Below are 21,816 nucleotides of genomic sequence, written 5' to 3' on the forward strand. Positions count from 1 at the left end.
CAGGTATATTGATTTGATGGTGAAAAATACTACATCAAATTATTACATGATTCACAACGCAAAGTACATCTTGTAGTTAAAACTAATTCTAAATAAGGAATATCCACCTTACCTTCTAAAACCCTCTTTTCGAAGTATTTTTTCAAATAAAATTTTTTCATCAAAGCAGCATAAGGAACTTTAAAAATTCTAGCAATTCCTCTTTTACCATTTAAATGAGAAAAATACCAAGAAATATTTGGCTTTATATATCTATTTTGAAATAATTGATTTTCTAACAATTGTTTTTTATCTATCATTATTTTTCCCTTCATTTTTTAATACATAAATAATCCCACCAAGTCCTATGATCACTACTATGCTTATAAAAATAAGTTGGACTATATCTAAAAAAGTCATTGTTTACTCTGCCTTTCTTTAAGCTGTCCGCATGCAGCTGAAATATCAAGTCCTTTACTTTCCCTTATCGTACAAGTAACACCTTTTGCGCTTAAATAATCTTGAATTTTAACCACATTTTCAACACTTGGTCTTTTATATAAACTTCCTTCGTGTGGATTAAAAAGTATTAAATTTACTTTGGCTTTTATACCATTTAAGAGCTTGACTAGTTCTTTTGCATGTTCTATTTTATCATTTATCCCATCAATTAAAAGGTATTCAAACATCACTCTTTTACGCTGATCTATAGGAAAATTTCTCACCGCTTCCATAATGCTTGCTATATTATAAGCTTTATTAATGGGCATTAATTCACTTCTAAGTTCATCATTTACAGCATGGAGTGAAATAGCCAAAAGCACACCTAAATTCATTTCTCCAAGCTCTTTAATTTGCTTTGCTAAACCACTTGTGCTTATAGTTTGTCTTCTAGGGCTTATCGCTAAAGCATCATTATCAGCTAAAATTTTAACTGCCTTAGAAACATTTTTAAGATTATCCAAAGGCTCTCCCATACCCATATAGACTATATTAACCCTTCTTTCATAAGGTATGTTATTATGTTTTTTAATCCATAAAATTTGTCCTACTATTTCTCCTGCAGTCAAATTTCTTTTCAAACCGCCTTTAGCAGTCAGACAAAAACTGCACCCACTTTTACACCCCACTTGAGAGGAAACACAAATAGTATATCTTGCATGTTTGATGATTTTTCCATTTTCATCTACAAGCTCTTCTTTCATAGGTAGCAAAACAGCTTCTATTTTTTTACCATCTAAAAGCTCAAAAAGATATTTAATACTCCCATCCTTGCTTTTTTCTTCTTTAAAACATTTTAAAGGTGAAAAATGAAAATTTTCTTGCAAAAACACCCTAAAGTCTTTTGGTAAAGATGACATTTGTAAAAAATCATCTGCATATTTTTTATATACCCATTCAAAAATTTGCTTTGCTCTAAATTTTGGCTGGACTAAATTTTCTAATTCTTCTTTAGTAAAATCTAATATATTTTTTAATTCACTCAATTTTTTTCCTATATAAGTTTCTTATCTAACAAAAAATCTTTTAATAATTCTTTTGCTTCTTGATGATTTTTTAAAAAATCTTCATGTGCAAATTCATTACAAAAATTTGTAGCACATAAATAACAAATTCCTTCTATTCCTTGCATTTTTGCACAAGAAAGCACAGCGTATGCCTCCATATTTTCTATATGTACGCCTTTTTTAAAAAATTCTTGAGCAATATTTTCATCTTTGCAAATATAATTTGAAGAATTAATCATAGTTTCATGTGAAACATTTAATCTAATCTCATTTGCTATAGGTGTATAAAAACTATCAAATAAATCTGCGTATTCTAAATTTACAGCATTAGAACTTTCATAAATGTCTAAAATTTTTCCTTCTTGGTAAATTCCACATGTACCTATAAAAATCACTCTATCTACTTTTACTTGACTTAAAATTTTACCTAGAGAAAAAGCAGAATTAACTAAGCCTACACCTATACTTTGTGCAAATTTAAAATCCTCATTTCCTCCTGCACACACTATAAGATTTTTCAAAAATTAACCTTTATAAAAAATAATTCAAATTTTATCTAATTAGCGCTTAAAATAATGCTATAATTAATATTTTTTAGATAAAATAAATTTATGATAAAAGCAAAAAAACATTTTGGGCAAAATTTTTTATATGATAAAAGCGTGGTAGATAAAATCATCCAAGCCATACCCAAAGATACTAAAAATATAGTTGAGATTGGGCCTGGCTTAGGTGATTTAACGCAAGAACTTTTGAAAATTCCACAAGCTCATATTAGAGCTTATGAGATTGATAAAGATTTGATTCCTATTTTAAATAAAAAATTTCAAAATGAGATTGAAGGTGGAAATTTTGAGCTTATTCATCAAAATGCAAGTGATGCTTTTGATCAAAGAAGTTTAAGCGATAAAGAGTACTTTTTAGTAGCAAATTTACCATATTATATTGCTACAAATTTGATTTTAAAAGCCCTAGAAGATCAAAATTGCCTTGGGCTTATAGTAATGGTGCAAAAAGAAGTGGCACAGAAATTTTGTGCGAATGAAAAAGAAAGTAATTTTTCGGCCTTAGGGGTGCTTTGTGCATTAATATGCCAAAGACAAATGCTTTTTGATATACAACCACAAAGCTTTAATCCTCCACCAAAAGTTACTTCAGCTGTAATGAAGTTAATAAAAACTACTCATTATCAGCAAAAATGTGAAAATATAGAAGCTTTTAAAGAATTTCTTAGAGCTTGTTTTCAAAATCCTAGAAAACAACTCTTATCTAATTTTAAAAATAAAAAAGAAAAAATTCTAAAAGCATTTGAAGCACTAAACATCTCTTCTACCTCAAGAGCTCATGAAATTAGCGTTGATTCATACCTTAAAATTTATGACTATTTAAAGGATGACTATGAGCGAAGAAAACAAAACTCAAGAACAAAATAAAACTAAAAGATTTAATAAATTTAGAAACAAAAGAAAAAAAGATTCACAAAATCAAGAGCAAAATAGTGAAATTAAAAATGAAACAAAAGTAGAAAATGCTCAAACTGAAGCTAGCGAAGAAAAAAAGAAAAAGAAAAAAAATAGAAATTTACCATCTAAATTAAGCGGTAATGAAGAATGGCAAATAGAACTTGCCAAAAGTATAGAAGCTAATAAAATCATGCACGAGCTAAGACTTCACCCTTTAAAACACAACAACTCAAGCGAACATAAAATTCGTATTACACCTTTGGGTGGGCTTGGGGAAATCGGTGGAAATATCACTGTTTTTGAAACCAACAACGATGCAATTATCGTTGATATAGGTATGAGTTTTCCAGATGGAACCATGCATGGAGTAGATATTATCATACCTGATTTTGACTATGTAAGAAAGATTAAAAACAAAATTCGCGCTATCATCATCACTCATGCTCATGAAGATCACATCGGTGCTGTGCCATATTTTTTCAAAGAATTTCAATTTCCTATCTACGCAACACCTTTAGCACTAGGTATGATTTCAAATAAATTTGAAGAGCATGGTTTAAAGGCTGAGCGTAAATGGTTTAGACCTATAACAAAAAGACAAATTTATGAAATAGGTGAATTTAATTTAGAATGGATTCACATAACCCACTCTATCATCGATGCTTGTGCTTTGGCTATTAAAACTAAAGCAGGAACCATCATACACACTGGCGATTTTAAAATAGATCAAACACCAATTGATGGCTATCCAACAGATTTAAGTCGTTTAGCTCAATATGGCGAAGAAGGCGTACTTTGTCTTTTAAGTGATAGTACAAACTCATATAAAGAAGGTTATACAAAAAGTGAAAGCTCCGTAGGACCTACTTTTGATCAAATTTTTGCCAAAACTAAAGGCAGGGTAATCATGAGCACCTTTAGCTCTAATATCCACCGCGTATATCAAGCTATTAGTTATGGTTTAAAATACGGCAGAAAAGTGTGTGTTATAGGGCGTTCTATGGAAAGAAATCTCTATACTACTATGGAACTTGGCTATATCAAACTTGATAGGAAAATTTTCATTGACGCTGATGAAGTAAGCAAATACAAAGACAACGAAGTACTAATTGTCACTACAGGAAGTCAAGGCGAGACCATGAGTGCTTTATATAGAATGGCAACTGATGAGCATAAATTTATCAAAATCAAACCTAGCGATCAAGTTATCATTTCAGCTAAAGCAATACCAGGTAATGAAGCAAATGTTTCTGCTGTACTTGATTTTCTTTTAAAAGCAGGAGCTAAAGTAGCTTATCAAGAATTTAGTGAAATTCATGTAAGCGGACATGCTAGTATAGAAGAACAAAAACTCATGCTAACTTTAGTAAAACCTAAATTTTTCTTACCAGTGCATGGAGAGTATAATCATATCAATAAACACAAAGAAACTGCTCTAAAATGTGGTATACCTGAAAGAAACATCTACTTAATGAGTGATGGGGATCAAGTAGAGCTTTGTCAAAAATACATCAAACGTGTAAAAACAGTTAAAACAGGAAAAGTCTTTGTGGATAATCAAATCAACAAACAAATCGCAGATGATGTGGTAATTGATAGACAAAAACTAGCAGATAGCGGTATAGTTGTCATCATCGCCCAGCTTGATAAAGCAAGTAAAACACTAATTAATAAACCAAGAGTATTTAGTTATGGCTTGGTAGCTGATAAACAAGATGGAGCATTCTCAAAAGAAATGAGTGATGTTTTAAGTCAATTTTTCCCAAATGTAAAAGATGAAATTTTAGATAATCCAAAAGTTTTAGAAGCTCAAATTAGACAAGTACTAAGAAAGCATATTTTTAGAAAAATCAAAAAATATCCAACCATAGTACCAACTATTTTTGTGATGTAAAGTAAAATTATGAGAATTAATAAATTCATCTCACACAATAGCAAATATTCTCGCCGTGAGGCTGATGAGCTAATCAAGCAAGGCTTAGTAAAAATCAATAAAAAAACAGCCTTGCTAAATGATAGTGTAAATGCTGAGGATAAAGTTTTTATCAATGGTAAAAAACTCCATAAAAAAACACAATTTTCAGTCATCATTTATCACAAACAAAAAGGCGAAATAGTTAGTAAAAAAGATGATAGAGGCAGAAAAACCATCTATCATACTTTACCAAAACAATTTAGCACTTGGCTTAGCGTAGGAAGACTTGACTTTGCAAGCGAGGGATTACTTTTACTAACTGATTCACCTGTAATAGCAGATGCACTTATGCATAGTGATTTAGAAAGAGAATATTACTTAAAAGTAAAAGGTAATATAGATAAAAATGTCATCGAAGCTATGCAAAATGGCTTAGAAATTCAAAATGAAAAAAAAGGGGCTCACGCCAAAACTAAAATAACCTCAATGAGTTTTGCTCCATTTTTAGGCTTTGAAATTTTTGGTTCAAGCGGAGGCTATACGAAACTAAAAGTAATCATTAATGAAGGTAAAAATAGGGAGCTAAGACGCTTTTTTGGACATTTTGATTTAGAAGTGATGGATCTTAAAAGAGTGGCATTTGGAGCATTAGATCTTGGTATGTTAAAAGCTGGTAAATATCGTTATTTGGAAAATGGCGAGTATGAAAAACTGCGCGATTTTTTAAAAATAAATGATATTAGGTATTAAAATTAATACTTTAAAAATACTTAAATTAATTAAAATTTAATTTTAATTTTGTATAATTAGCAATTTAATTTATATAAAAAAGGAAAATTATGGCAAACCATAAATCTGCTGAAAAAAGAGCAAGACAAACTATCAAAAGAACTGAAAGAAATAGATTTTATAGAACAAGATTAAAAAACATTACAAAAGCGGTTCGTGAAGCAGCGGCAAATAACGATAAAGAAGCTGCACAAAATGCATTAAAAGTAGCTAATAAAAGCATTCACGCTATGGTAAGTCGCGGATTTTTGAAAAAACAAACTGCATCACGCCGTGTTAGCAGATTAGCATTATTGGTAAACAAATTAGCATAATTAATGTTAGCTGATAAACTCAAACCTTTTTTAGCACGCTTTGATGAGTTAAATACTCTTCTTAGTGATGTTAATATCTCTAATGATATTTCTAAAATGACAGCTCTATCTAAAGAGCAAAAAAATTTAGAACCCATAGTAGAAAAAGCAAAAGAATATCTCAAAACCTTAGATGATATAGAAGAAAATAAACTTCTTTTATCTGATCCTGAACTAGGTGAACTTGCAAAAGAAGAACTTAAAAATCTCGAAGTTTTAAAGCCACAACTTGAAGAAAAATTAAAAATTCTTTTATTACCTAAAGATCCAAACGATGATAAGAATATCTTTTTAGAAATTCGTGCAGGCACAGGTGGCGATGAAGCTTCTTTATTTGTTGGGGATTTAGTAAAAGCTTATATACGCTATGCTGAAAATCGTGATTATAAATACGAAATAGTCAGCTCAAGTGAAGGTAGCGTAGGTGGATTTAAAGAAATCATCATTCTTATCAAAGGAAATGGAGCTTATTCAAGGCTAAAATACGAAGGTGGCACACATAGGGTTCAAAGAGTACCTGAAACAGAATCTCAAGGTAGAGTTCATACTTCAGCTATTACAGTGGCTATTATGCCTGAAGTTGATGATGTTGAAATTCAAATCAATCCAAATGATTTAAAAATCGATGTAATGCGTAGTAGCGGTCATGGTGGTCAAAGCGTAAATACCACAGATAGTGCTGTAAGAATCACTCACATTCCAACAGGTATAGTTGTAGTAAATCAAGATGGTAAAAGCCAACATAAAAACAAAGAAAGTGCCATGAAAGTCTTAAAGGCAAGACTTTTTGAAATGCAAGAACAAGAACGCTTAGCTAAAGAAAGTCAAGCAAGAAAATCACAAGTTGGAAGTGGCGATAGAAGCGAACGCATACGCACTTATAATTTCCCTCAAAATAGAATTAGTGATCATAGAATAAATCTTACTTTATATAGACTTGATGCGATTTTAGAAGGTGGACTTTTTGATGAAATCATTGAGCCATTAATCGCTTATTATCAAGCAGAGGCTTTAAAACAAGAAAATTTATAATTCTTGTTTTAATTATTGCTTGCTAATAAAATTCTATATTGTTCTTTATCAACATTTATCAAAAGCGAAACTAATTTAAAAGCTCTAAATTTTTCCATTACAAAAAGATCTTTACTATCTTTTAAAACTATAGCAACTAAATTTTTCATTACTTTATCAAGCCAAATATTTTTATATTTATCATTTGCTGAATGATATCTTCCAATAGCATTCCAATTAAACCCATATCGTTGTATAATTTCATAAAGTAATCTTGCTGCTATGTCTATATTTGCACTAACTTTTACAATCTCCTTTTCGCTAACACCATAACGCTTTAAATGAATGCTATTAATTTGCATTAAACCATAATCTCTTGTTTGATTTTTATTTCTACCAATGATATTATGTTCATAAGCTGCATTCTCTGTCAAAGCTATGGCTTTAAGTAATGCCATGGGTATGTTATACTTTCTAGCTGCGATTTTAAAATCTTTATCATATTTATAAAAATTTTCAGGTATATAAGTATCACCTATAAAAATTTTTGTATCAAAAGCAAAAGTAAAATTAAAAAATATTGCTAATAATAAAATCCTTTTTAACATTTTACTCCTTTATAGTACTTATGCTATAGCAAATTTATAAATAAAAATTATGCAAATAAGTTAATAAATTATCTAAGAATTTCTTTTATAGTAAGTTGAGGGGTGATTAATCCTCTAAAATTATTTTTAGAAATACTAGCTATAAAATCAATATTTTCACCAATTTCTGGCTCATAATCAAAGTTAAAAAATAAAGCTTCTAAAGTCTTATTTCCTTGTGTTAAAATAAGTTTTATATGATTTTCATCTTTACCAAGTCTTTTTTTGTTTTTTACAAAAAGCTTATCAAATTTAAAATATGGTCTTGGGTTTTTATGCCCAAAAGGTTCAAAAAATTCCAATATCTCTAAAAGTTCAAAATCAACTTCATTTGGATCAATACTACCTAAAACCTCATCAGTATTGTAAAAATCATCTTTAGGGATATTTTGACAAATTTCATAAAGCTTATTTTTAAAAATACCAAATTTTTCAAGCTCGACTAAAACTCCAGCTGCACCTTTATGTCCACCATAGCTTAAAACAAATTCTTTAGCTTGTTCTATAACATTTAAAATATCTATCCTACCCACGCTTCTAACGCTAGCTTTAGCCTTTTGCTCACATTCTGAAAAAACAAAGGCAGGCTTGTTAAAATGCTTTGCTAAACGACTTGCAACTATACCCAAAACACCCTCATGCCAATTTTGACCATTGACAATAATCACAGGATCATTTTCATCAACTTGTTCTAAACATTGTTTAAAAAGCTCGCGCTCTTCATCTTTACGGCTATTATTATAAGTAATGATTTGTTCTAAATAACCCATAACCTCATTAATATTTTTAGAATGCAAAAATTTATAAGAAATAATCGCATCATCCATTCTACCTGCACTATTAATCAAAGGTGCAATTAAAAAACTAATATTATCAAGCTCAAATTTATCCTTACCAAAATACTGCTTGATAGCTTTAAATGCAACTCGTTTTGAATCATTAATACACTCTATGCCTTTTCTAACTAAGGCTCTATTTAAATCTCTAAGCTCCATCATATCTGCGATAATTGCGATAGATAAAAGCTCTATAAATTTACACATATTATAATTAATCTTACATACTTCTTTTATAGCAGCAACTAAATACCAAGCCACTTGAGCACCACAAATTTCAATATCAGGAAATTCACAATCTTGTTGTTTAGGATTAATGATCGCATAAGCTTTTGGTAAAGTAGCTGGAGGCATATGATGATCGGTAATGATTAAATCAATTCCTTTTTGTAAACAAAGCTCTGCTGCATCAAAAGCTGCTATACCATTATCTACAGTGATGATTAAATCTACCCCATTAAGTTCATTGATGATTTCTTCATTTAGACCATATCCATCTTTAAAACGATTTGGAATTTTTACCACATAGTCATATCCGATATCATCAAAAAATTCAGATAAAATCACACAAGAAATCACCCCATCTACATCATAATCTCCAACAATAGCAAGCTTTTGATTTTTTTCAATCGCTTCTTTAATACGCAAAGCACCCTTATAGACATCTTTTAAACAAGATGGCATAGGTAAATCACAAAGCTTTACATGTGTATCGTTAATAAAACGCTGGTGTAAAATTTCTTTTATTTTGGCTTTATTTAGCATGATTTGTTAAAGATGCCTTGATAAAAGAAAAAATAGCCGGATTAACCCTAACTAAGCGTGAAGTAAATTCAGGGTGAAACTGCACTGCTAAGAAAAATGGATGATCTTTAAGCTCTACAGCCTCAACTAAACCTTCATTTTCCCCGCTTATAATAAGCCCATTTTTTTCAAACATTTCTTTATATTTTGGATTAGCTTCATAGCGGTGGCGGTGGCGTTCTTTTACACTTTTTTGATTATCATAAACCTTACTTAAAAGTGTATTTGGCTTGATATGACACTCATAAGCTCCAAGACGCATAGTTCCACCAAGTGGAGTTTTACTTGTTCTAATTTGCTTTTCTCCACTTGCGTCAATAAATTCATCAATCAAAAAGATGATAGGATTTTTACAATTTGGATTAAACTCGTGAGAATTTGCATCTTCTAGTTTTAAAACATTGCGTGCAAATTCCACTAAAGAAAGCTGCATACCCAAACAAATTCCTAAAAATGGAATTTTATTTTCTCTTGCATATTGTATGGCTTTGATTTTTCCTTCTACTCCACGGTAGCCAAAACCACCTGCTACTAAAATCCCATTTACATCTTTAAAGCTTTCTTCGACATTTGCATTTTCTAATTTTTCACTATCAATCCATTTTAAATTTACTCTTGCATCAAGTGCTGCACCTGCATGGATAATGGCCTCTGTTAAGCTTTTATAGCTTTCTTTTAAATCTACATATTTTCCTACAAAAGCGATACTAAGTTCATTACTTGGAGCGATGACTCTTTTTACTAAAGAATCCCATTCGTTCATACTTGGCTTTAAATTTTGAAGATCTAATAAACTTGCAATAGAATTTAAAATATCTTGTTTTAAAAAATTTAGTGGAATTTGATAAATACTAGCTGCATCCACACTTTCTATAACGCAGTTTTTTTCAACTCCGCATGAAATTGCGATTTTGTCTTTTAACTCTCTATCTAAAGATTTTTCACTTCTGCAAATGATCATATCAGGGCTTATACCTATACGGCGTAATTCTCCCACACTATGTTGAGTTGGTTTTGTTTTAAGTTCTCCTGCTGCTTTGATAAATGGCACTAAAGTCAAGTGAATATTAATAGCATTGTATTTACCCACTTCAAGTTTTAAAGCTCTAATAGCTTCTAAAAATGGTAAGCCTTCTATATCTCCTACCGTGCCACCTATTTCAACGATTAAAATATCTTTATCAACTCCGGCCTTTTTAATGCGATCTTTTATCTCATCAACTATATGAGGGATTACTTGTATAGTTTTTCCTAAGTAATCTCCTCTTCTTTCTTTTTCTATAACACTTTGATAAACTCTTCCTGTGGTAAAGTTATTATCTTGAGTTAAATTCTCATTTAAAAATCTCTCATAATGTCCTAAGTCTAAATCTGTCTCAGCTCCATCTTCAGTTACAAACACTTCCCCATGCTCTAAAGGACTCATCGTGCCAGGATCTACATTAATATAAGGATCTGCTTTTAAAATACTTACTTTTAAACCTGAATTTTTTAAAATAGTAGCAATAGATGCTGCTGCTATACCTTTTCCTAATGAGCTTAAAACACCACCGGTTACAAAAATATATTTAGTTTGTTTTAATTTCATAAAATAACCTTAATTTCTTTTTTTAAAATTATAACGAATAAAAAATTTTATTTTTATAAACATTTGTGTAAAATTCAATTATTTTTGAAGGAAATTTTCGATGAAAATCACATTATTAAATCATACTCCACTTTCTGTATGCTCTCATGCAACAAGAACATGTTGGCAAAGTTTTGACAAAGGTGATTGTGGTGGTGAGAAAGACAAAGAATTAATCGATCGAGTGGGAAATAAATTCAAACATGCTTCAACCTTAGAGCATTTAAACTATACTTTTTATATACAAGGTATTTCAAGAGCATGTTTACAAGAAGTTGCAAGACACCGCCACACTAGTCCTAGTGTAAAAAGCACAAGATATACTTTAAAAGAACTAAGAAATGAAAGCGAATTTAAAGAAAATGACTTTGAAAATGCTAAAAGATACTTAGTATTAACCGGAAATGAAGTAGTGGATAATGCAAGTATCAAAGCTTTAGAAAATCTGCGTTTGATTTTGCAAAATAGCATTAGTTTAGATATAGCAAAATACTGCTTACCAGAAAGCTATAAAACAGAATTAACTTTAACGATTAATGCAAGAAGTTTGCAAAATTTTATCACTCTAAGAAGCTCAAAATCAGCTCTTTGGGAGATAAGAAATTTAGCAAATGCTTTATTTGAAAACTTACCTGAGGAACATCAATTTATTTTTAAGCATTGTGTTTATCAAGAAGAAAATTCCCAAGATTAATTGGGAATTTTTACTTATATTTTTTTAAGAAATTCAGTTTTCAAAACAATCACACCAAATTTATCTACTTTAGCTTCAATTTCAGTGTCTTTGTTTGTAAGTTTAATATTTTTTATAGTCGTGCCACGCTTTAAAGTAGTGCTTGCACCTTTTACCTTTAAATCTTTCACAACACTTACACTATCACCTGCATTAAGCTCAGTTCCATTTGCATCTTTTGGCATATATTCTCCTTAGAATTTATAAGTATATCCTAGATATAGACCATAATTTGTTTGTTTAGGATCGTAAAAGTTTGAACCTACCTTACTTTGGTAGAAATTTCTTGTATTATAATGAGTTTGCTCAGCTTTAAAACCAAACTCAATTTCATTTGCTTGATTTAACTCATATAAAGCACCGATTTTTGCTCCATAAGTATAACCATCAAAATCTTGAGATAATGATAAAAAGCTTGTTTTTAAAGTAATATCCGTTCTTGCATAGCCACCATATACACCTAAAACAGCTCTTGTTTTTTCAAAGATTTTTGGAGTAAAATCATAACCAAGCAAAAACTTATGTGTAGTAAATTCTCCATCAATTTTAAACTTTGTAGTATTGATTACATCACTAAATTCGCTTGAATAATTATAAGCACCATAAATTCTATGGTTTTCACTAAAACGATAACCAACTCTTAAACCAAAAACAGGAACATTACCTTCTAAATCACCATTAAATTTTTTATTATTTTTAGTATGATCAAGATCAGATTTTACCTTAGTATGAAACCAACCAGCATCAATACCTAATAATATTCCTGAATTTTCATCAGCTAAAGCTAAATTTGAAACCAAAGCAACACTTGCAACTAAACTAAATAATTTTAATTTCATATTTTCCTCCTTAAAATAAGACTTAATATATCCTTTTATTTTTAATAAAAACTTAATTTTGTGGTACCACTAAATCAGATCTACACTCAATCACGGTATGAACATTACCACGAGGGTTAAAATCACCTACTACTTTTATCCATTTTGGATCAAGTTTTTCTTTTAAAGTATTATAAATTTCATTAATACTTGCTTCATGTGAAACATTTCTATACATAAAGGTATTAATATAAAGTTTGATTGCTTTAAGTTCTACTACTAATTTATTTGGAATGTATTCTAAGTAAATTGTAGCAAAATCAGGATACCCACTACGCGGACAACAACACATAAATTCAGGTAAAGTGATTTTAATCACATAATCATTTTTGGCATCATTTGGCCAAACTTCCATATTTTCTACACTAAATTCTTTGATTTCTTTTTCACCATATCGCATTTATAATCCTTAGTTTGTTTTTAAAACTTTATAATACCACAATATTTTATATTTTATTTTGACAAAATTTAAAAAGCTTATCTTGAAGTAAAAGTAATTTTTCACTTTCATTACTAAGAATTTTTATACACAAACCCTCATAAAAAAGTTGATTTATATCGTCAAATGAAGCTTTTAATTCTTCATAAAACTCATCGTATCCAAAAAGATAAATACTCAAATAATGCGTATGATTTGCAAAAAAATTTAAATCATTTTCTTTCATATAAGAAGGATTGATTTTAATTTTATCATTTAAAATTAAAGTATCATTTCTATAAATTTGAGTTAAACTCTCATAATTTTTAAAAGCAAATTTTTCATCCATAGCCACTCTACCAAAAATGACAAAATCAACATAAACTAATCTTGAAAAAGAAGCTAGATTAATCTTTGTATTTTGTATAAAATTTGCATTTTCTTGAAGCAAAAGTGGCTTTGGCATATAAAAAAAGCTTGCATTTTCTTCAAGAGTAAAATCAATATTTTTACTCGCAAAAGAATCTTTAGTATCATATACCTTTTCATAACTTTGTGTGAGTATAGCGGTGTTTGTACTTTTCTTACATATGATTTCAAAACTTAAATGATCCTCTTTAAAAATTCCAGCACTAGAGTTTAAAACATATATACTAGTCAATTTTTTATCATAAAAATTCCTCATAAGCTTAAAAGGAGGTGTGAAAAAAGAATTTTTTATGATAGTTTTTTCATTGATAGTATCTAATGTAAGTTTAAAAACACTCTTTTGAGCAAACAAATCAATCCTTTAAAAGTGTGTATTTTTTAATCCAAGTAATGATTTCATCTAAACCTTCTTTAGTTTGAAGATTACTCATGATAAAAGGTCTATCTCCACGCATTTTTAAAGTATCTTCTTGCATAATTTTTAAAGAAGCATTCACATAAGGAGCTAAGTCTATTTTATTGATAATCATTAAATCAGATCTACAAATAGCAGGACCACCTTTGCGTGGAATTTTTTCTCCTTGAGCAACATCTATAACAAAGATAAAAAAATCCACAAGTTCAGGTGAAAAAGTCATTGATAAATTATCTCCACCACTTTCTATAAAAATAAGATCTAAATCACTAAAACGCTCTTGTAAAAGTTCAACAGCTTCAAGATTACAAGAAGCATCTTCTCTAATGGCTGTATGAGGACAACCTCCAGTTTGCACTCCAATGATTCTTTCTTTTTCAAGAACGCCTTGTTTGATTAAAAAATTTGCATCTTCATTTGTATAAATATCATTCGTAATTACAGCCAAAGAAAGCTCATCTTTTAAAGCTTGACATAAATTTAATACTAAAGCTGTTTTACCACTACCTACAGGACCACCTATGCCTATTTTAACCATTATAACCCTTTTAAGAAATATAAATTTTAAATGCTAAATTTTGGTGTTTTATACCCAAATAATCATTTAAGACATTATGATTTTCACACCAATCTTTTAAAGTTAAATTTTGTAATTTAGAAAGAACCTTTTGAAAATCTTGCTGTAATTGAAAAAGTAAAATCTGTCCTTCATTTTGTGATAAAGGCACGATTTTTACAAGAATATTAACAAAATTACTCATTAAAGCAAACAAAAAACTTTCATACATAAAATCAAGCTCATTATCTTTACAAAATAAAGCATATACAAAAGGATAAATAGGAGTTTGATTTCCTTTAATGTATTGATTTAATAAAGGATTTGATAATCCATAAAGACTGACATTTTTTACAAAGCGTTTAGCTAGAAAAACATAAGCTTGACTTTGTTCTTTTGCAACTATACTTGATAAAAACTTTCTTTGATAAATTAGTAAATTTTTTACATCATTTGCGTTTTCATAAGCTATTTTCAAAGCTAAAAGTTCAAAATACAAAATATTAGAATAAAGCTGAGTTTTTAAAACTTTTTTAGCATCTTCTATATTTTTTATATAAGCAAAATTCACATAAGATTCTAAACCAAAAGAATGTGAAAAAGCTCCTATAGGAAAAGAAGAATCACTAATTTGTAAAAGTAAAAAATTTAATTTATTCATCTTTATTCTTTAATAAGTTTAAAATTTGGATCAACTTGGATAAAACTTGGCATATCAAGCATATATTTTGGCTCTAAAATTTCCTCACATTTTTCGTATTTTATATTAAATTTTTCTAAAAATCTTATAATAGAGTTTTGCTCTAAAGTAAGAAGTTTATGATCTTTATAAAATAAATTTAAGTGCATATTGCCCACTTGATAACTTATTAAAGCAAGGTTGTATTCATTTTCTATGTGAATTTTTAAAACCTTTTCAGGTTTAATCTTCACTAAAATCAAAAAATCCTCATCATATAAACAATCATTATGATTTAAACCTTTATTACCAGGCATTTTTATAGCGACATCTAGTCCTTTTAAAGTAGTTGTTCTTAATATCTTTTTAAAAGTATCAAACCAACTAAGCTCTAAAAAATCGCATTCTTTATTTAAATCATAATGCGTTATTTTATCTTGAAGTAAAATCATCAAATCATAAAATATTTTCTAGCTAAAGCTAAAGAATCAACGCTCTTAGAGCTAATAAGCTCACCATTTATTTTTACTTCATAAGTTTGTGGATTTACTTCTATATCTTGAACTTTATCATTAAATTTTAAGTCTTTTTTAGTGATATTTCTACAATTTTTTACTGCAACACATTTTCTTTTTAAGCTTAATTTTTCAGGTATATTAGCATCTAAAGAAGCTTTAGAAACAAAATGTAAAGCATTTTCATTTAAATTTGCACCAAACATTTTTTCATAGATAATAGGCTCAGGTGTTGGGATAGAAGCATTAGCATCGCCTATTTTTGCACCTACTATCAAGCCACCTTTTAAAATAAGCTTTGGTTTTACTCCAAAAAATTTAGGTTGCCAAAGCACTAAATCAGCAAATTTTCCTACTTCAATAGAACCAACATAACTATCAATCCCATGTGCAATAGCAGGATTTATAGTATATTTTGCTATGTAGCGTTTAATACGGAAATTATCATCTAAATCATTATCTTCCTTCAAGGCACCAAATTCTTTTTTACATTTATCAGCACTTTGCCATGTTCTTAAAATCACCTCACCTACGCGTCCCATAGCTTGAGAATCACTACTCATAATGCTAAAAACACCCATATCATGAAGTTTATCTTCTGCTGCTATAGTTTCAGGACGAATTCTACTATCTGCAAATTCAACATCTTCTTTGATTTTATTATCTAAATGATGACAAACCATAAGCATATCTAAATGTTCATCAATGGTATTTTTAGTAAAAGGCATAGTAGGATTAGTACTTGCAGGTAAAACATTTTCAAAACCTGCCATTTTAATAATATCAGGAGCATGGCCACCACCTGCACCTTCAGTGTGAAAAGTATGGATAACTCTACCATTAATAGCTTTAATTGTATCTTCTACAAAACCTGCTTCATTTAAAGTATCTGTATGGATAGCTACTTGTATATCCATTTCATCAGCTATATTTAAACTAGCATCAATCACACTAGAAGTAGCACCCCAATCTTCATGAATTTTTAAGCCGCATGCACCGGCTATGATTTGCTCTTTTAAAGCATTTTTATTACTTGAATTTCCTTTACCTAAAAAGCCAAAATTCATAGGGTAATTTTGCGTAGCTTTTAACATAGAATGTATATGATAAGCCCCACTTGTGCAAGTTGTAGCATTTGTTCCCTCACTTGGTCCTATGCCACCTCCTATCATAGTAGTAACACCACTATATAAGGCACATTCAATTTGAGTTGGGGAGATAAAATGTATATGAGTATCAATACCACCTGAAGTTACTATTAAACCTTCTGCACCGATAATATCTGTACTTGTGCCTATAACTAAGCTAGGATCAACTCCATCTTGTATATCAGGATTGCCTGCTTTTCCTATACCTACTATATAGCCATTTTTTATCCCAATATCTGCTTTATAAATACCGGTATAATCAACAATCAAAGCATTAGTTAAAACTAAATCCGGAAATTCTCCCTCACTTACACTTTGAGCCATACCATCTCTAATATTTTTACCACCACCAAATTTAACTTCTTCGCCATATAAAGTATAATCTTTTTCTACTCTTAAAATCAAATCTGTATCTGCTAATCTTACTCTATCATTAGTTGTTGGACCATACATATTCACATAGTCTTTTTTGCTAATCTTAATCAAAGAAATCCTTTCTCTTTTGCTTTTGATAAAGCTTTAGTTTTATTTTCATCATTGATAAAATCATCACAAAGATTATTAAAACCTAAAACCTTTTTTAAACCACCAAATTCTATTAAACTTACTGTTTTTTCTTCACCTGGTTCAAATCTCACACTTGTTCCTGAAGCGATATTTAACCTTTTACCATAAGCTTTTTCTCTGTCAAAAGACAAAAAGCGATTAACTTCAAAGAAATGAAAATGCGAACCAACTTGTATAGGACGATCACCTTTATTGCTTACTTTAATTTCTATAGAAGTTTTATTTTCATTAAGCACAATAAATTCTGATGATAAAAATATCTCTCCAGCTTTTATTTTATCATCATTTGCTATAGGCTCATGTATAGTAACTAATTTTGTGCCATCTTCAAAAGGAAGTTCTATTTGAATTTCTTCAAGTATACTTGCAACACCATCAATCACATCTTCACTTGTAAGTAAAGTTTTCCCTATGCTCATCAATTCACTCACACTTAAATTTTTTCTTGCAAGTTCCATTAATTCATAACATATATAAGCTAAAGCTTCATTATAATTTAATTTTATTTTTTGCTCTTTTCTATCTTTAGCGATTTTCCCTGCATAATGAAGCATTAATCGTTGCAATTGCTGCTGAGTAAAATGCATTTTAATCCTTATAAATTTTTTAGATATTATATAACTATTTGCTTGCTTTTAAGCAAAAAATTCTATTACATTTTTTAATTCTATTTTATAGTCTTTTTGAATTTCTATAAAAGGAAGATTTAAATTTTCACATTGAGCTTTAAATTTTTGATGATTTAAAATAAGAGTGTTTATTTCTTCTTTTTCACTAAATAAACGCTTTTCTATAACATTTTCATTTTGATAGATTAATTCATAATTTTGCAAAATATATTCTTTTGAAAAAACGATATAAAGTATTTTAATATCAGAATGATTTTGAAATTTTTGTAACTTTTTTGGAGTAAGATAAAATCCTTCAATGATTAAATTTTGTTTATTTTCTATACAAATTTAAATCATACCATCTACAATAGGAAACAAAAAATCAGTTATTTTTTCATCCTCATCTACTCTAAAAGGACAATTTTTCAAGAAGTCTTTGAGCAAGCAAGGTCTTTCCACTATGACCTTGCCCTCCAGTTAAAAAAATCATTTAAAAATTAAACATCCAAATGTTTAACATCTTTAGCATGAGCTTGTATATACTCACGGCGTGGTTCTACATCATCACCCATGAAAAGGTTGAAAGTATCATTTGCTCTTTGAGCATCCTCTATGGTGATCTTTAACAAACGACGATTACTTGGATCCATAGTTGTTTCCCAAAGTTGTTCAGGATTCATCTCACCAAGACCTTTATAGCGTTGTATATAAGCACCTTTTTTAGCATTTTTTTCAACTTCATCTAAAATTTCTAAAATATCTTTATCAAATTTTAAGTCTCTATCTTTAATTTTTTGATAAATATAATTTGCCTCTTCATATAAAGGATTAGCAAATAAATCATCATTGATGATAAGCTCTTCTAAACCATTTTCAGTTTGTACATAAACACGAATTTCATTTTCATTGATATATGAATTTAAGATATTGTGATTTTGTTTTTCTAAAAATTCTTTTATGACTTTAAATAATTCTTCATTAGAAGCTTTTATCAAATCAGGATTTTCTATCAAATACCTAATCACTGAAATTACATTAAATCTTTTTTCTAATTCTTTTAAAACACTTCTATAAGCTGCAACGATTTTTAGAAAATCTTTTAAATCGTTTAATCCTATACCCTCATAAGTAGAACTTTCTATACCTGTTTCGATCAAATAATCATTTAAAGCTTTTTCATCTTTTAGATAAATTTCTTTTTTTTGACCTTTTTTATAGCGATATAAAGGTGGTTGAGCTAAATAAATATGTCCATTTGTTACAAGATCATTCATAAAACGGAAGAAAAATGTCAAAAGCAAAGTTTGTATGTGAGAACCATCTACATCAGCATCTGTCATAATGATAATTTTATGATATCTTAGTTTTTCTATATCAAACTCATCACCAATACCACAACCAAAAGCTGTGATCATATTTTGAATTTGTTCACTTTTTAAAATTTTATCTAGTCTTGCTTTTTCAACATTGAGTATTTTACCTCTTAAAGGTAAAATCGCTTGGAAAGTTCTTTCTCTACCTTGTTTTGCAGAACCTCCCGCACTATCACCCTCAACTAAATAAATTTCACTTTCACTTGGATCTTTACTTTGACAATCAGCTAATTTTCCTGGCAAAGTCCCTACACTTGAACTTTCTTTTTTACGGGTTAATTCTCTAGCTTTTTTAGCTGCTTCTCTACCACGAGCTGCCATTAAAGCTTTATTCATGATAGCTTTTGCTTCAATAGGATTTTCTTCAAAATATTTTGTCAAATACTCAAAAGAAGCCTTAGAAACTATAGGTCTAACATAACTTGAACCTAATTTTCCTTTAGTTTGTCCTTCAAATTGTGGCTCAGGTACTTTAACACTTACAACTGCTATTAAACCTTCTCTTACATCATCACCTGTGATTTTAGAGTCTTTCTCTCTAGCACTAGCATTTGCTTCAATGTAATTGCTAATAACACGAGTTAAGCCCATTCTAAAACCTGCTTCGTGCGTTCCACCATCTGGAGTTTTGATATTATTTACAAAAGAAAGTAAATTTTCACTATAACTATCATTATAAAGCAATGCTACTTCAACATTTACATCTTCTTCATCTACATTAAAAAATATAGCCTTAGTTAGAGCTTGTTTTTTATTTAAATCTGTAACAAACTGACTTATACCACCTTCAAAATGAAAACTTTCTGCTTTTCCTACGCGGTTATCTTTAAAATTTATAGTAATTTTTGGATTTAAATATGCAAGTTCACGAAATCTTTTAGCTAAAATTTCATAATCAAAATCAGTCACTTCAAAAATTTGATCATCTGGCCAAAATTCTATGATTGTTCCTGTTTTTTTACTTTTACCTATGGTTTCAAAATTACTTGTAACTTTACCTTCTGAAAATTCTTGGCGATAAATTTCTCCATCTCTATGCACTGTAGCAACTAATTTTTTTGATAAAGCATTTACAACGCTTACACCAACCCCGTGTAAACCACCTGAAACTTTATAAGTATCTTTATCAAATTTTCCACCTGCATGAAGCACGGTTAAAACTACAGTTAAAGTAGGGATATTTTCAGTAGGGTGAATTCCCACAGGAATTCCTCTACCATTATCACTTACTATACAAGAACCTTCTGTGGTGATTTCTACATTAATCGTATCACAAAAACCTGCCATAGCTTCATCGATAGAATTATCCACTACTTCATAAATCATATGATGAAGACCGCCTATGTTGGTATCACCTATGTACATACCAGGACGTTTTCTAACAGCTTCTAAGCCTTTTAAAACTTTAATATTTCCTGCGCCATAATTTTGATTTTCTTGCATTTATTTTCCTTATAAAATAACTGGCATAATTACTGTTTGTAATTCTTCACTTGAAACTAAAAACGCCATATGAGGTTCATTTATGCTAAGTTTGAATGTTTCACTTTCAATAGAATTTAAAAAATCAGTGATGAATTTATTTTTAATGCAAAGATTAAATTCTTCATCTATGTTTAATTCCATTTCAAGTTCAGTTTTTGCTTCCATATTATCTAAACTAATACCTTCAAATACAAGTTTATCTTTATGGAAATTTAATTTCATTTTTTCAGTAATTACATTGATTTTTTTCAATGCATCCATAAATTCTTCTGTTTTAAAAATAAATTCTTTTGTAATATTTTTTGGAATTACTCTTTCATAATCAGGGAATTTATCATTAATAAGTTTTGTGAAAAACTCAAAATTATCATTTTTTGCAATCAATATATTTTCATCATAATAAATTTCAATTTTTTCAAAAAAGATTTTTTGCATTTCTAAAATAGCTTTTTTAGGGATACAAAGATTAAATTCTTTTTCATTTGTTTTATTTAGTGTAAAAACTGCTAAGCGTTTAGTATCTGTTCCTACAAAGCTAATGTGGGTTGTTTTTATATCAAGTAAAGCACCATTTAAAGAATACTTTGGATTATTTGTATCAACTGCAGGTAGGATTTTTTTCAAAGATCTACTTAAATCACTTGAATCAATATCAAATTTATCTTTTCCTTCAGTGCTTGGGAAATTTGGAAAATCTTCATAATTAAACATAGGAAGTTTATATTTAGTTCCTTTTTGTCTAATAAAAAGGAAATTTTCTATAGTTTCTAAGACCACATCTTCATTATTTAAACTTTTAATGATATCTAAAATACTTTTAGCATTAGCAGTTGCAAAACCTGCACTTTCAACTTTGATTTTTTTGATTTTATAGTTAATACCTATTTCATAGTCACTTGCTTTTATGATTAATTTATCTTCAACTACTTCAAAAAGTAAGTGAGAAGCGATGTTGCTTGAGTCTTTTTTATCTACATAAGAGTTAGTTAAAACTATGGCAGATTCTAAAGTGTTTTTATTAATGCTAATTTTCATTTTTACTTCCTTTGTTTTTTAAATTTATTTTATCATAATAAT

The 21,816-nt window shown here is 29.2% G+C and carries 25 protein-coding genes; 6 read left to right on the forward strand and 19 right to left on the reverse strand.

Annotation, left to right across the window (positions count from 1 at the left end; all coding sequences use genetic code 11):
• Positions 1-29: 29 nt before the first annotated feature.
• From L8W56_RS01690 to L8W56_RS01705, 4 genes are read right to left on the reverse strand one after another with little or no spacing between them, the layout of a single operon-like run.
• Entirely contained in the window at positions 30-299 is a 270-nt protein-coding gene (locus tag L8W56_RS01690; RefSeq protein WP_263659212.1) for a hypothetical protein, read from the reverse strand.
• Positions 289-399 (reverse strand): hypothetical protein, encoded by a 111-nt coding sequence (locus tag L8W56_RS01695; RefSeq protein WP_263659213.1) that lies wholly within the window; start codon positions 397-399, stop codon positions 289-291. The genes L8W56_RS01690 and L8W56_RS01695 overlap by 11 nt, the downstream gene beginning before the upstream one ends.
• Positions 396-1,466, reverse strand: coding sequence for a 23S rRNA (adenine(2503)-C(2))-methyltransferase RlmN (rlmN, locus tag L8W56_RS01700; protein WP_263659214.1), 1,071 nt, complete (start codon positions 1,464-1,466; stop codon positions 396-398). The genes L8W56_RS01695 and rlmN overlap by 4 nt, the downstream gene beginning before the upstream one ends.
• Before the next feature lie 8 nt (positions 1,467-1,474).
• Positions 1,475-2,008: a purine-nucleoside phosphorylase gene (locus tag L8W56_RS01705; RefSeq protein WP_263659215.1), complete on the reverse strand. Its 534-nt coding sequence runs from the start codon at positions 2,006-2,008 to the stop codon at positions 1,475-1,477.
• Positions 2,009-2,098: 90 nt separating this feature from the next.
• Between L8W56_RS01705 and rsmA the strand changes: the two genes are divergently transcribed.
• The 5 genes from rsmA (at position 2,099) to prfA (ending at position 7,039) form a co-directional block, all read left to right on the forward strand.
• Positions 2,099-2,920 carry a 16S rRNA (adenine(1518)-N(6)/adenine(1519)-N(6))-dimethyltransferase RsmA gene (rsmA, locus tag L8W56_RS01710; protein WP_263659216.1) on the forward strand — a complete coding sequence of 274 codons (822 nt, stop codon included), beginning with the start codon at positions 2,099-2,101 and terminating at the stop codon, positions 2,918-2,920.
• Complete coding sequence (locus L8W56_RS01715; protein ID WP_263728425.1) at positions 2,886-4,844, forward strand: ribonuclease J; 1,959 nt, start codon at positions 2,886-2,888, stop codon at positions 4,842-4,844. The genes rsmA and L8W56_RS01715 overlap by 35 nt, the downstream gene beginning before the upstream one ends.
• Positions 4,845-4,853: 9 nt before the next feature.
• On the forward strand, positions 4,854-5,615 hold the full coding sequence (locus tag L8W56_RS01720) for a pseudouridine synthase (protein WP_263659218.1): 762 nt from the start codon (positions 4,854-4,856) through the stop codon (positions 5,613-5,615).
• An 89-nt stretch (positions 5,616-5,704) separates the two neighbouring features.
• Positions 5,705-5,968, forward strand: coding sequence for a 30S ribosomal protein S20 (gene rpsT / locus L8W56_RS01725; protein ID WP_039617063.1), 264 nt, complete (start codon positions 5,705-5,707; stop codon positions 5,966-5,968).
• 3 nt (positions 5,969-5,971) lie between these two features.
• Positions 5,972-7,039, forward strand: coding sequence for a peptide chain release factor 1 (gene prfA / locus L8W56_RS01730; RefSeq protein ID WP_133319093.1), 1,068 nt, complete (start codon positions 5,972-5,974; stop codon positions 7,037-7,039).
• 8 nt (positions 7,040-7,047) lie between these two features.
• On the opposite strand, the gene L8W56_RS01735 is transcribed toward prfA, so the two are convergent.
• From L8W56_RS01735 to L8W56_RS01745, 3 genes are all read right to left on the reverse strand, one after another.
• Positions 7,048-7,626, reverse strand: coding sequence for a lytic transglycosylase domain-containing protein (locus L8W56_RS01735; protein WP_220566962.1), 579 nt, complete (start codon positions 7,624-7,626; stop codon positions 7,048-7,050).
• A gap of 68 nt (positions 7,627-7,694) precedes the next feature.
• Positions 7,695-9,266 carry a single-stranded-DNA-specific exonuclease RecJ gene (gene recJ / locus L8W56_RS01740; protein ID WP_263659219.1) on the reverse strand — a complete coding sequence of 524 codons (1,572 nt, stop codon included), beginning with the start codon at positions 9,264-9,266 and terminating at the stop codon, positions 7,695-7,697.
• Positions 9,256-10,893, reverse strand: coding sequence for a CTP synthase (locus tag L8W56_RS01745; RefSeq protein WP_263659220.1), 1,638 nt, complete (start codon positions 10,891-10,893; stop codon positions 9,256-9,258). Before L8W56_RS01745 ends, recJ begins: the two co-directional genes overlap by 11 nt.
• A 100-nt stretch (positions 10,894-10,993) precedes the next feature.
• Here L8W56_RS01745 and thyX point away from each other — a divergent pair, with 100 nt between their 5' ends.
• Entirely contained in the window at positions 10,994-11,626 is a 633-nt protein-coding gene (gene thyX / locus L8W56_RS01750) for an FAD-dependent thymidylate synthase (RefSeq protein WP_263659221.1), read from the forward strand.
• A gap of 14 nt (positions 11,627-11,640) precedes the next feature.
• On the opposite strand, the gene L8W56_RS01755 is transcribed toward thyX, so the two are convergent.
• From L8W56_RS01755 to dnaN, 12 genes are all read right to left on the reverse strand, one after another.
• Positions 11,641-11,850: an alkylphosphonate utilization protein gene (locus L8W56_RS01755; protein ID WP_039617052.1), complete on the reverse strand. Its 210-nt coding sequence runs from the start codon at positions 11,848-11,850 to the stop codon at positions 11,641-11,643.
• A 9-nt stretch (positions 11,851-11,859) separates the two neighbouring features.
• Positions 11,860-12,504: a porin family protein gene (locus L8W56_RS01760; RefSeq protein WP_263659222.1), complete on the reverse strand. Its 645-nt coding sequence runs from the start codon at positions 12,502-12,504 to the stop codon at positions 11,860-11,862.
• Between the two features lie 52 nt (positions 12,505-12,556).
• On the reverse strand, positions 12,557-12,943 hold the full coding sequence (gene queF, locus L8W56_RS01765) for a preQ(1) synthase (RefSeq protein WP_039617048.1): 387 nt from the start codon (positions 12,941-12,943) through the stop codon (positions 12,557-12,559).
• Positions 12,944-12,989: 46 nt separating this feature from the next.
• Entirely contained in the window at positions 12,990-13,742 is a 753-nt protein-coding gene (locus L8W56_RS01770; protein ID WP_263659223.1) for an urease accessory protein UreD, read from the reverse strand.
• A gap of 1 nt (position 13,743) precedes the next feature.
• Positions 13,744-14,343, reverse strand: a complete 600-nt coding sequence (ureG, locus tag L8W56_RS01775; RefSeq protein WP_214125663.1) for an urease accessory protein UreG — start codon at positions 14,341-14,343, stop codon at positions 13,744-13,746.
• A 10-nt stretch (positions 14,344-14,353) separates the two neighbouring features.
• A complete protein-coding gene (locus tag L8W56_RS01780) occupies positions 14,354-15,022 on the reverse strand; it encodes an urease accessory protein UreF (protein ID WP_263659224.1) in 669 nt (222 codons plus the stop codon).
• 2 nt (positions 15,023-15,024) lie between these two features.
• Positions 15,025-15,492, reverse strand: coding sequence for an urease accessory protein UreE (locus tag L8W56_RS01785; RefSeq protein ID WP_263659225.1), 468 nt, complete (start codon positions 15,490-15,492; stop codon positions 15,025-15,027).
• Positions 15,492-17,189, reverse strand: a complete 1,698-nt coding sequence (ureC, locus tag L8W56_RS01790; protein ID WP_263659226.1) for an urease subunit alpha — start codon at positions 17,187-17,189, stop codon at positions 15,492-15,494. The genes L8W56_RS01785 and ureC overlap by 1 nt, the downstream gene beginning before the upstream one ends.
• Positions 17,186-17,857 (reverse strand): urease subunit beta, encoded by a 672-nt coding sequence (ureB, locus tag L8W56_RS01795; RefSeq protein ID WP_263659227.1) that lies wholly within the window; start codon positions 17,855-17,857, stop codon positions 17,186-17,188. The genes ureC and ureB overlap by 4 nt, the downstream gene beginning before the upstream one ends.
• Before the next feature lie 48 nt (positions 17,858-17,905).
• Positions 17,906-18,103, reverse strand: a complete 198-nt coding sequence (locus L8W56_RS01800; RefSeq protein ID WP_133319083.1) for a hypothetical protein — start codon at positions 18,101-18,103, stop codon at positions 17,906-17,908.
• A gap of 275 nt (positions 18,104-18,378) precedes the next feature.
• Positions 18,379-20,697 (reverse strand): DNA topoisomerase (ATP-hydrolyzing) subunit B, encoded by a 2,319-nt coding sequence (gyrB, locus tag L8W56_RS01805; protein WP_115644741.1) that lies wholly within the window; start codon positions 20,695-20,697, stop codon positions 18,379-18,381.
• Positions 20,698-20,706: 9 nt separating this feature from the next.
• Positions 20,707-21,774 (reverse strand): DNA polymerase III subunit beta, encoded by a 1,068-nt coding sequence (gene dnaN / locus L8W56_RS01810; protein ID WP_263659228.1) that lies wholly within the window; start codon positions 21,772-21,774, stop codon positions 20,707-20,709.
• Positions 21,775-21,816 lie beyond the last annotated feature (42 nt).

It is taken from the genome of Campylobacter sp. IFREMER_LSEM_CL1085 (assembly GCF_025772235.1).
In the GTDB taxonomy this organism is placed as follows: domain Bacteria; phylum Campylobacterota; class Campylobacteria; order Campylobacterales; family Campylobacteraceae; genus Campylobacter_D; species Campylobacter_D lari_D.

Coding starts and splice junctions, on each gene's coding strand:
- ureB (WP_263659227.1), bottom strand. CDS start 17,857: ATGCATTTTACTCAGCAGCAATTGCAACGATTAATGCTTCATTATGCA.
- dnaN (WP_263659228.1), bottom strand. CDS start 21,774: ATGAAAATTAGCATTAATAAAAACACTTTAGAATCTGCCATAGTTTTA.
- L8W56_RS01780 (WP_263659224.1), bottom strand. CDS start 15,022: ATGAATAAATTAAATTTTTTACTTTTACAAATTAGTGATTCTTCTTTT.
- recJ (WP_263659219.1), bottom strand. CDS start 9,266: ATGCTAAATAAAGCCAAAATAAAAGAAATTTTACACCAGCGTTTTATT.
- ureG (WP_214125663.1), bottom strand. CDS start 14,343: ATGGTTAAAATAGGCATAGGTGGTCCTGTAGGTAGTGGTAAAACAGCT.
- L8W56_RS01745 (WP_263659220.1), bottom strand. CDS start 10,893: ATGAAATTAAAACAAACTAAATATATTTTTGTAACCGGTGGTGTTTTA.
- L8W56_RS01755 (WP_039617052.1), bottom strand. CDS start 11,850: ATGCCAAAAGATGCAAATGGAACTGAGCTTAATGCAGGTGATAGTGTA.
- L8W56_RS01715 (WP_263728425.1), top strand. CDS start 2,886: ATGAGCGAAGAAAACAAAACTCAAGAACAAAATAAAACTAAAAGATTT.
- L8W56_RS01690 (WP_263659212.1), bottom strand. CDS start 299: ATGATAGATAAAAAACAATTGTTAGAAAATCAATTATTTCAAAATAGA.
- L8W56_RS01695 (WP_263659213.1), bottom strand. CDS start 399: ATGACTTTTTTAGATATAGTCCAACTTATTTTTATAAGCATAGTAGTG.
- rpsT (WP_039617063.1), top strand. CDS start 5,705: ATGGCAAACCATAAATCTGCTGAAAAAAGAGCAAGACAAACTATCAAA.
- L8W56_RS01785 (WP_263659225.1), bottom strand. CDS start 15,492: ATGATTTTACTTCAAGATAAAATAACGCATTATGATTTAAATAAAGAA.
- rsmA (WP_263659216.1), top strand. CDS start 2,099: ATGATAAAAGCAAAAAAACATTTTGGGCAAAATTTTTTATATGATAAA.
- L8W56_RS01720 (WP_263659218.1), top strand. CDS start 4,854: ATGAGAATTAATAAATTCATCTCACACAATAGCAAATATTCTCGCCGT.
- prfA (WP_133319093.1), top strand. CDS start 5,972: ATGTTAGCTGATAAACTCAAACCTTTTTTAGCACGCTTTGATGAGTTA.
- gyrB (WP_115644741.1), bottom strand. CDS start 20,697: ATGCAAGAAAATCAAAATTATGGCGCAGGAAATATTAAAGTTTTAAAA.
- L8W56_RS01760 (WP_263659222.1), bottom strand. CDS start 12,504: ATGAAATTAAAATTATTTAGTTTAGTTGCAAGTGTTGCTTTGGTTTCA.
- L8W56_RS01735 (WP_220566962.1), bottom strand. CDS start 7,626: ATGTTAAAAAGGATTTTATTATTAGCAATATTTTTTAATTTTACTTTT.
- queF (WP_039617048.1), bottom strand. CDS start 12,943: ATGCGATATGGTGAAAAAGAAATCAAAGAATTTAGTGTAGAAAATATG.
- thyX (WP_263659221.1), top strand. CDS start 10,994: ATGAAAATCACATTATTAAATCATACTCCACTTTCTGTATGCTCTCAT.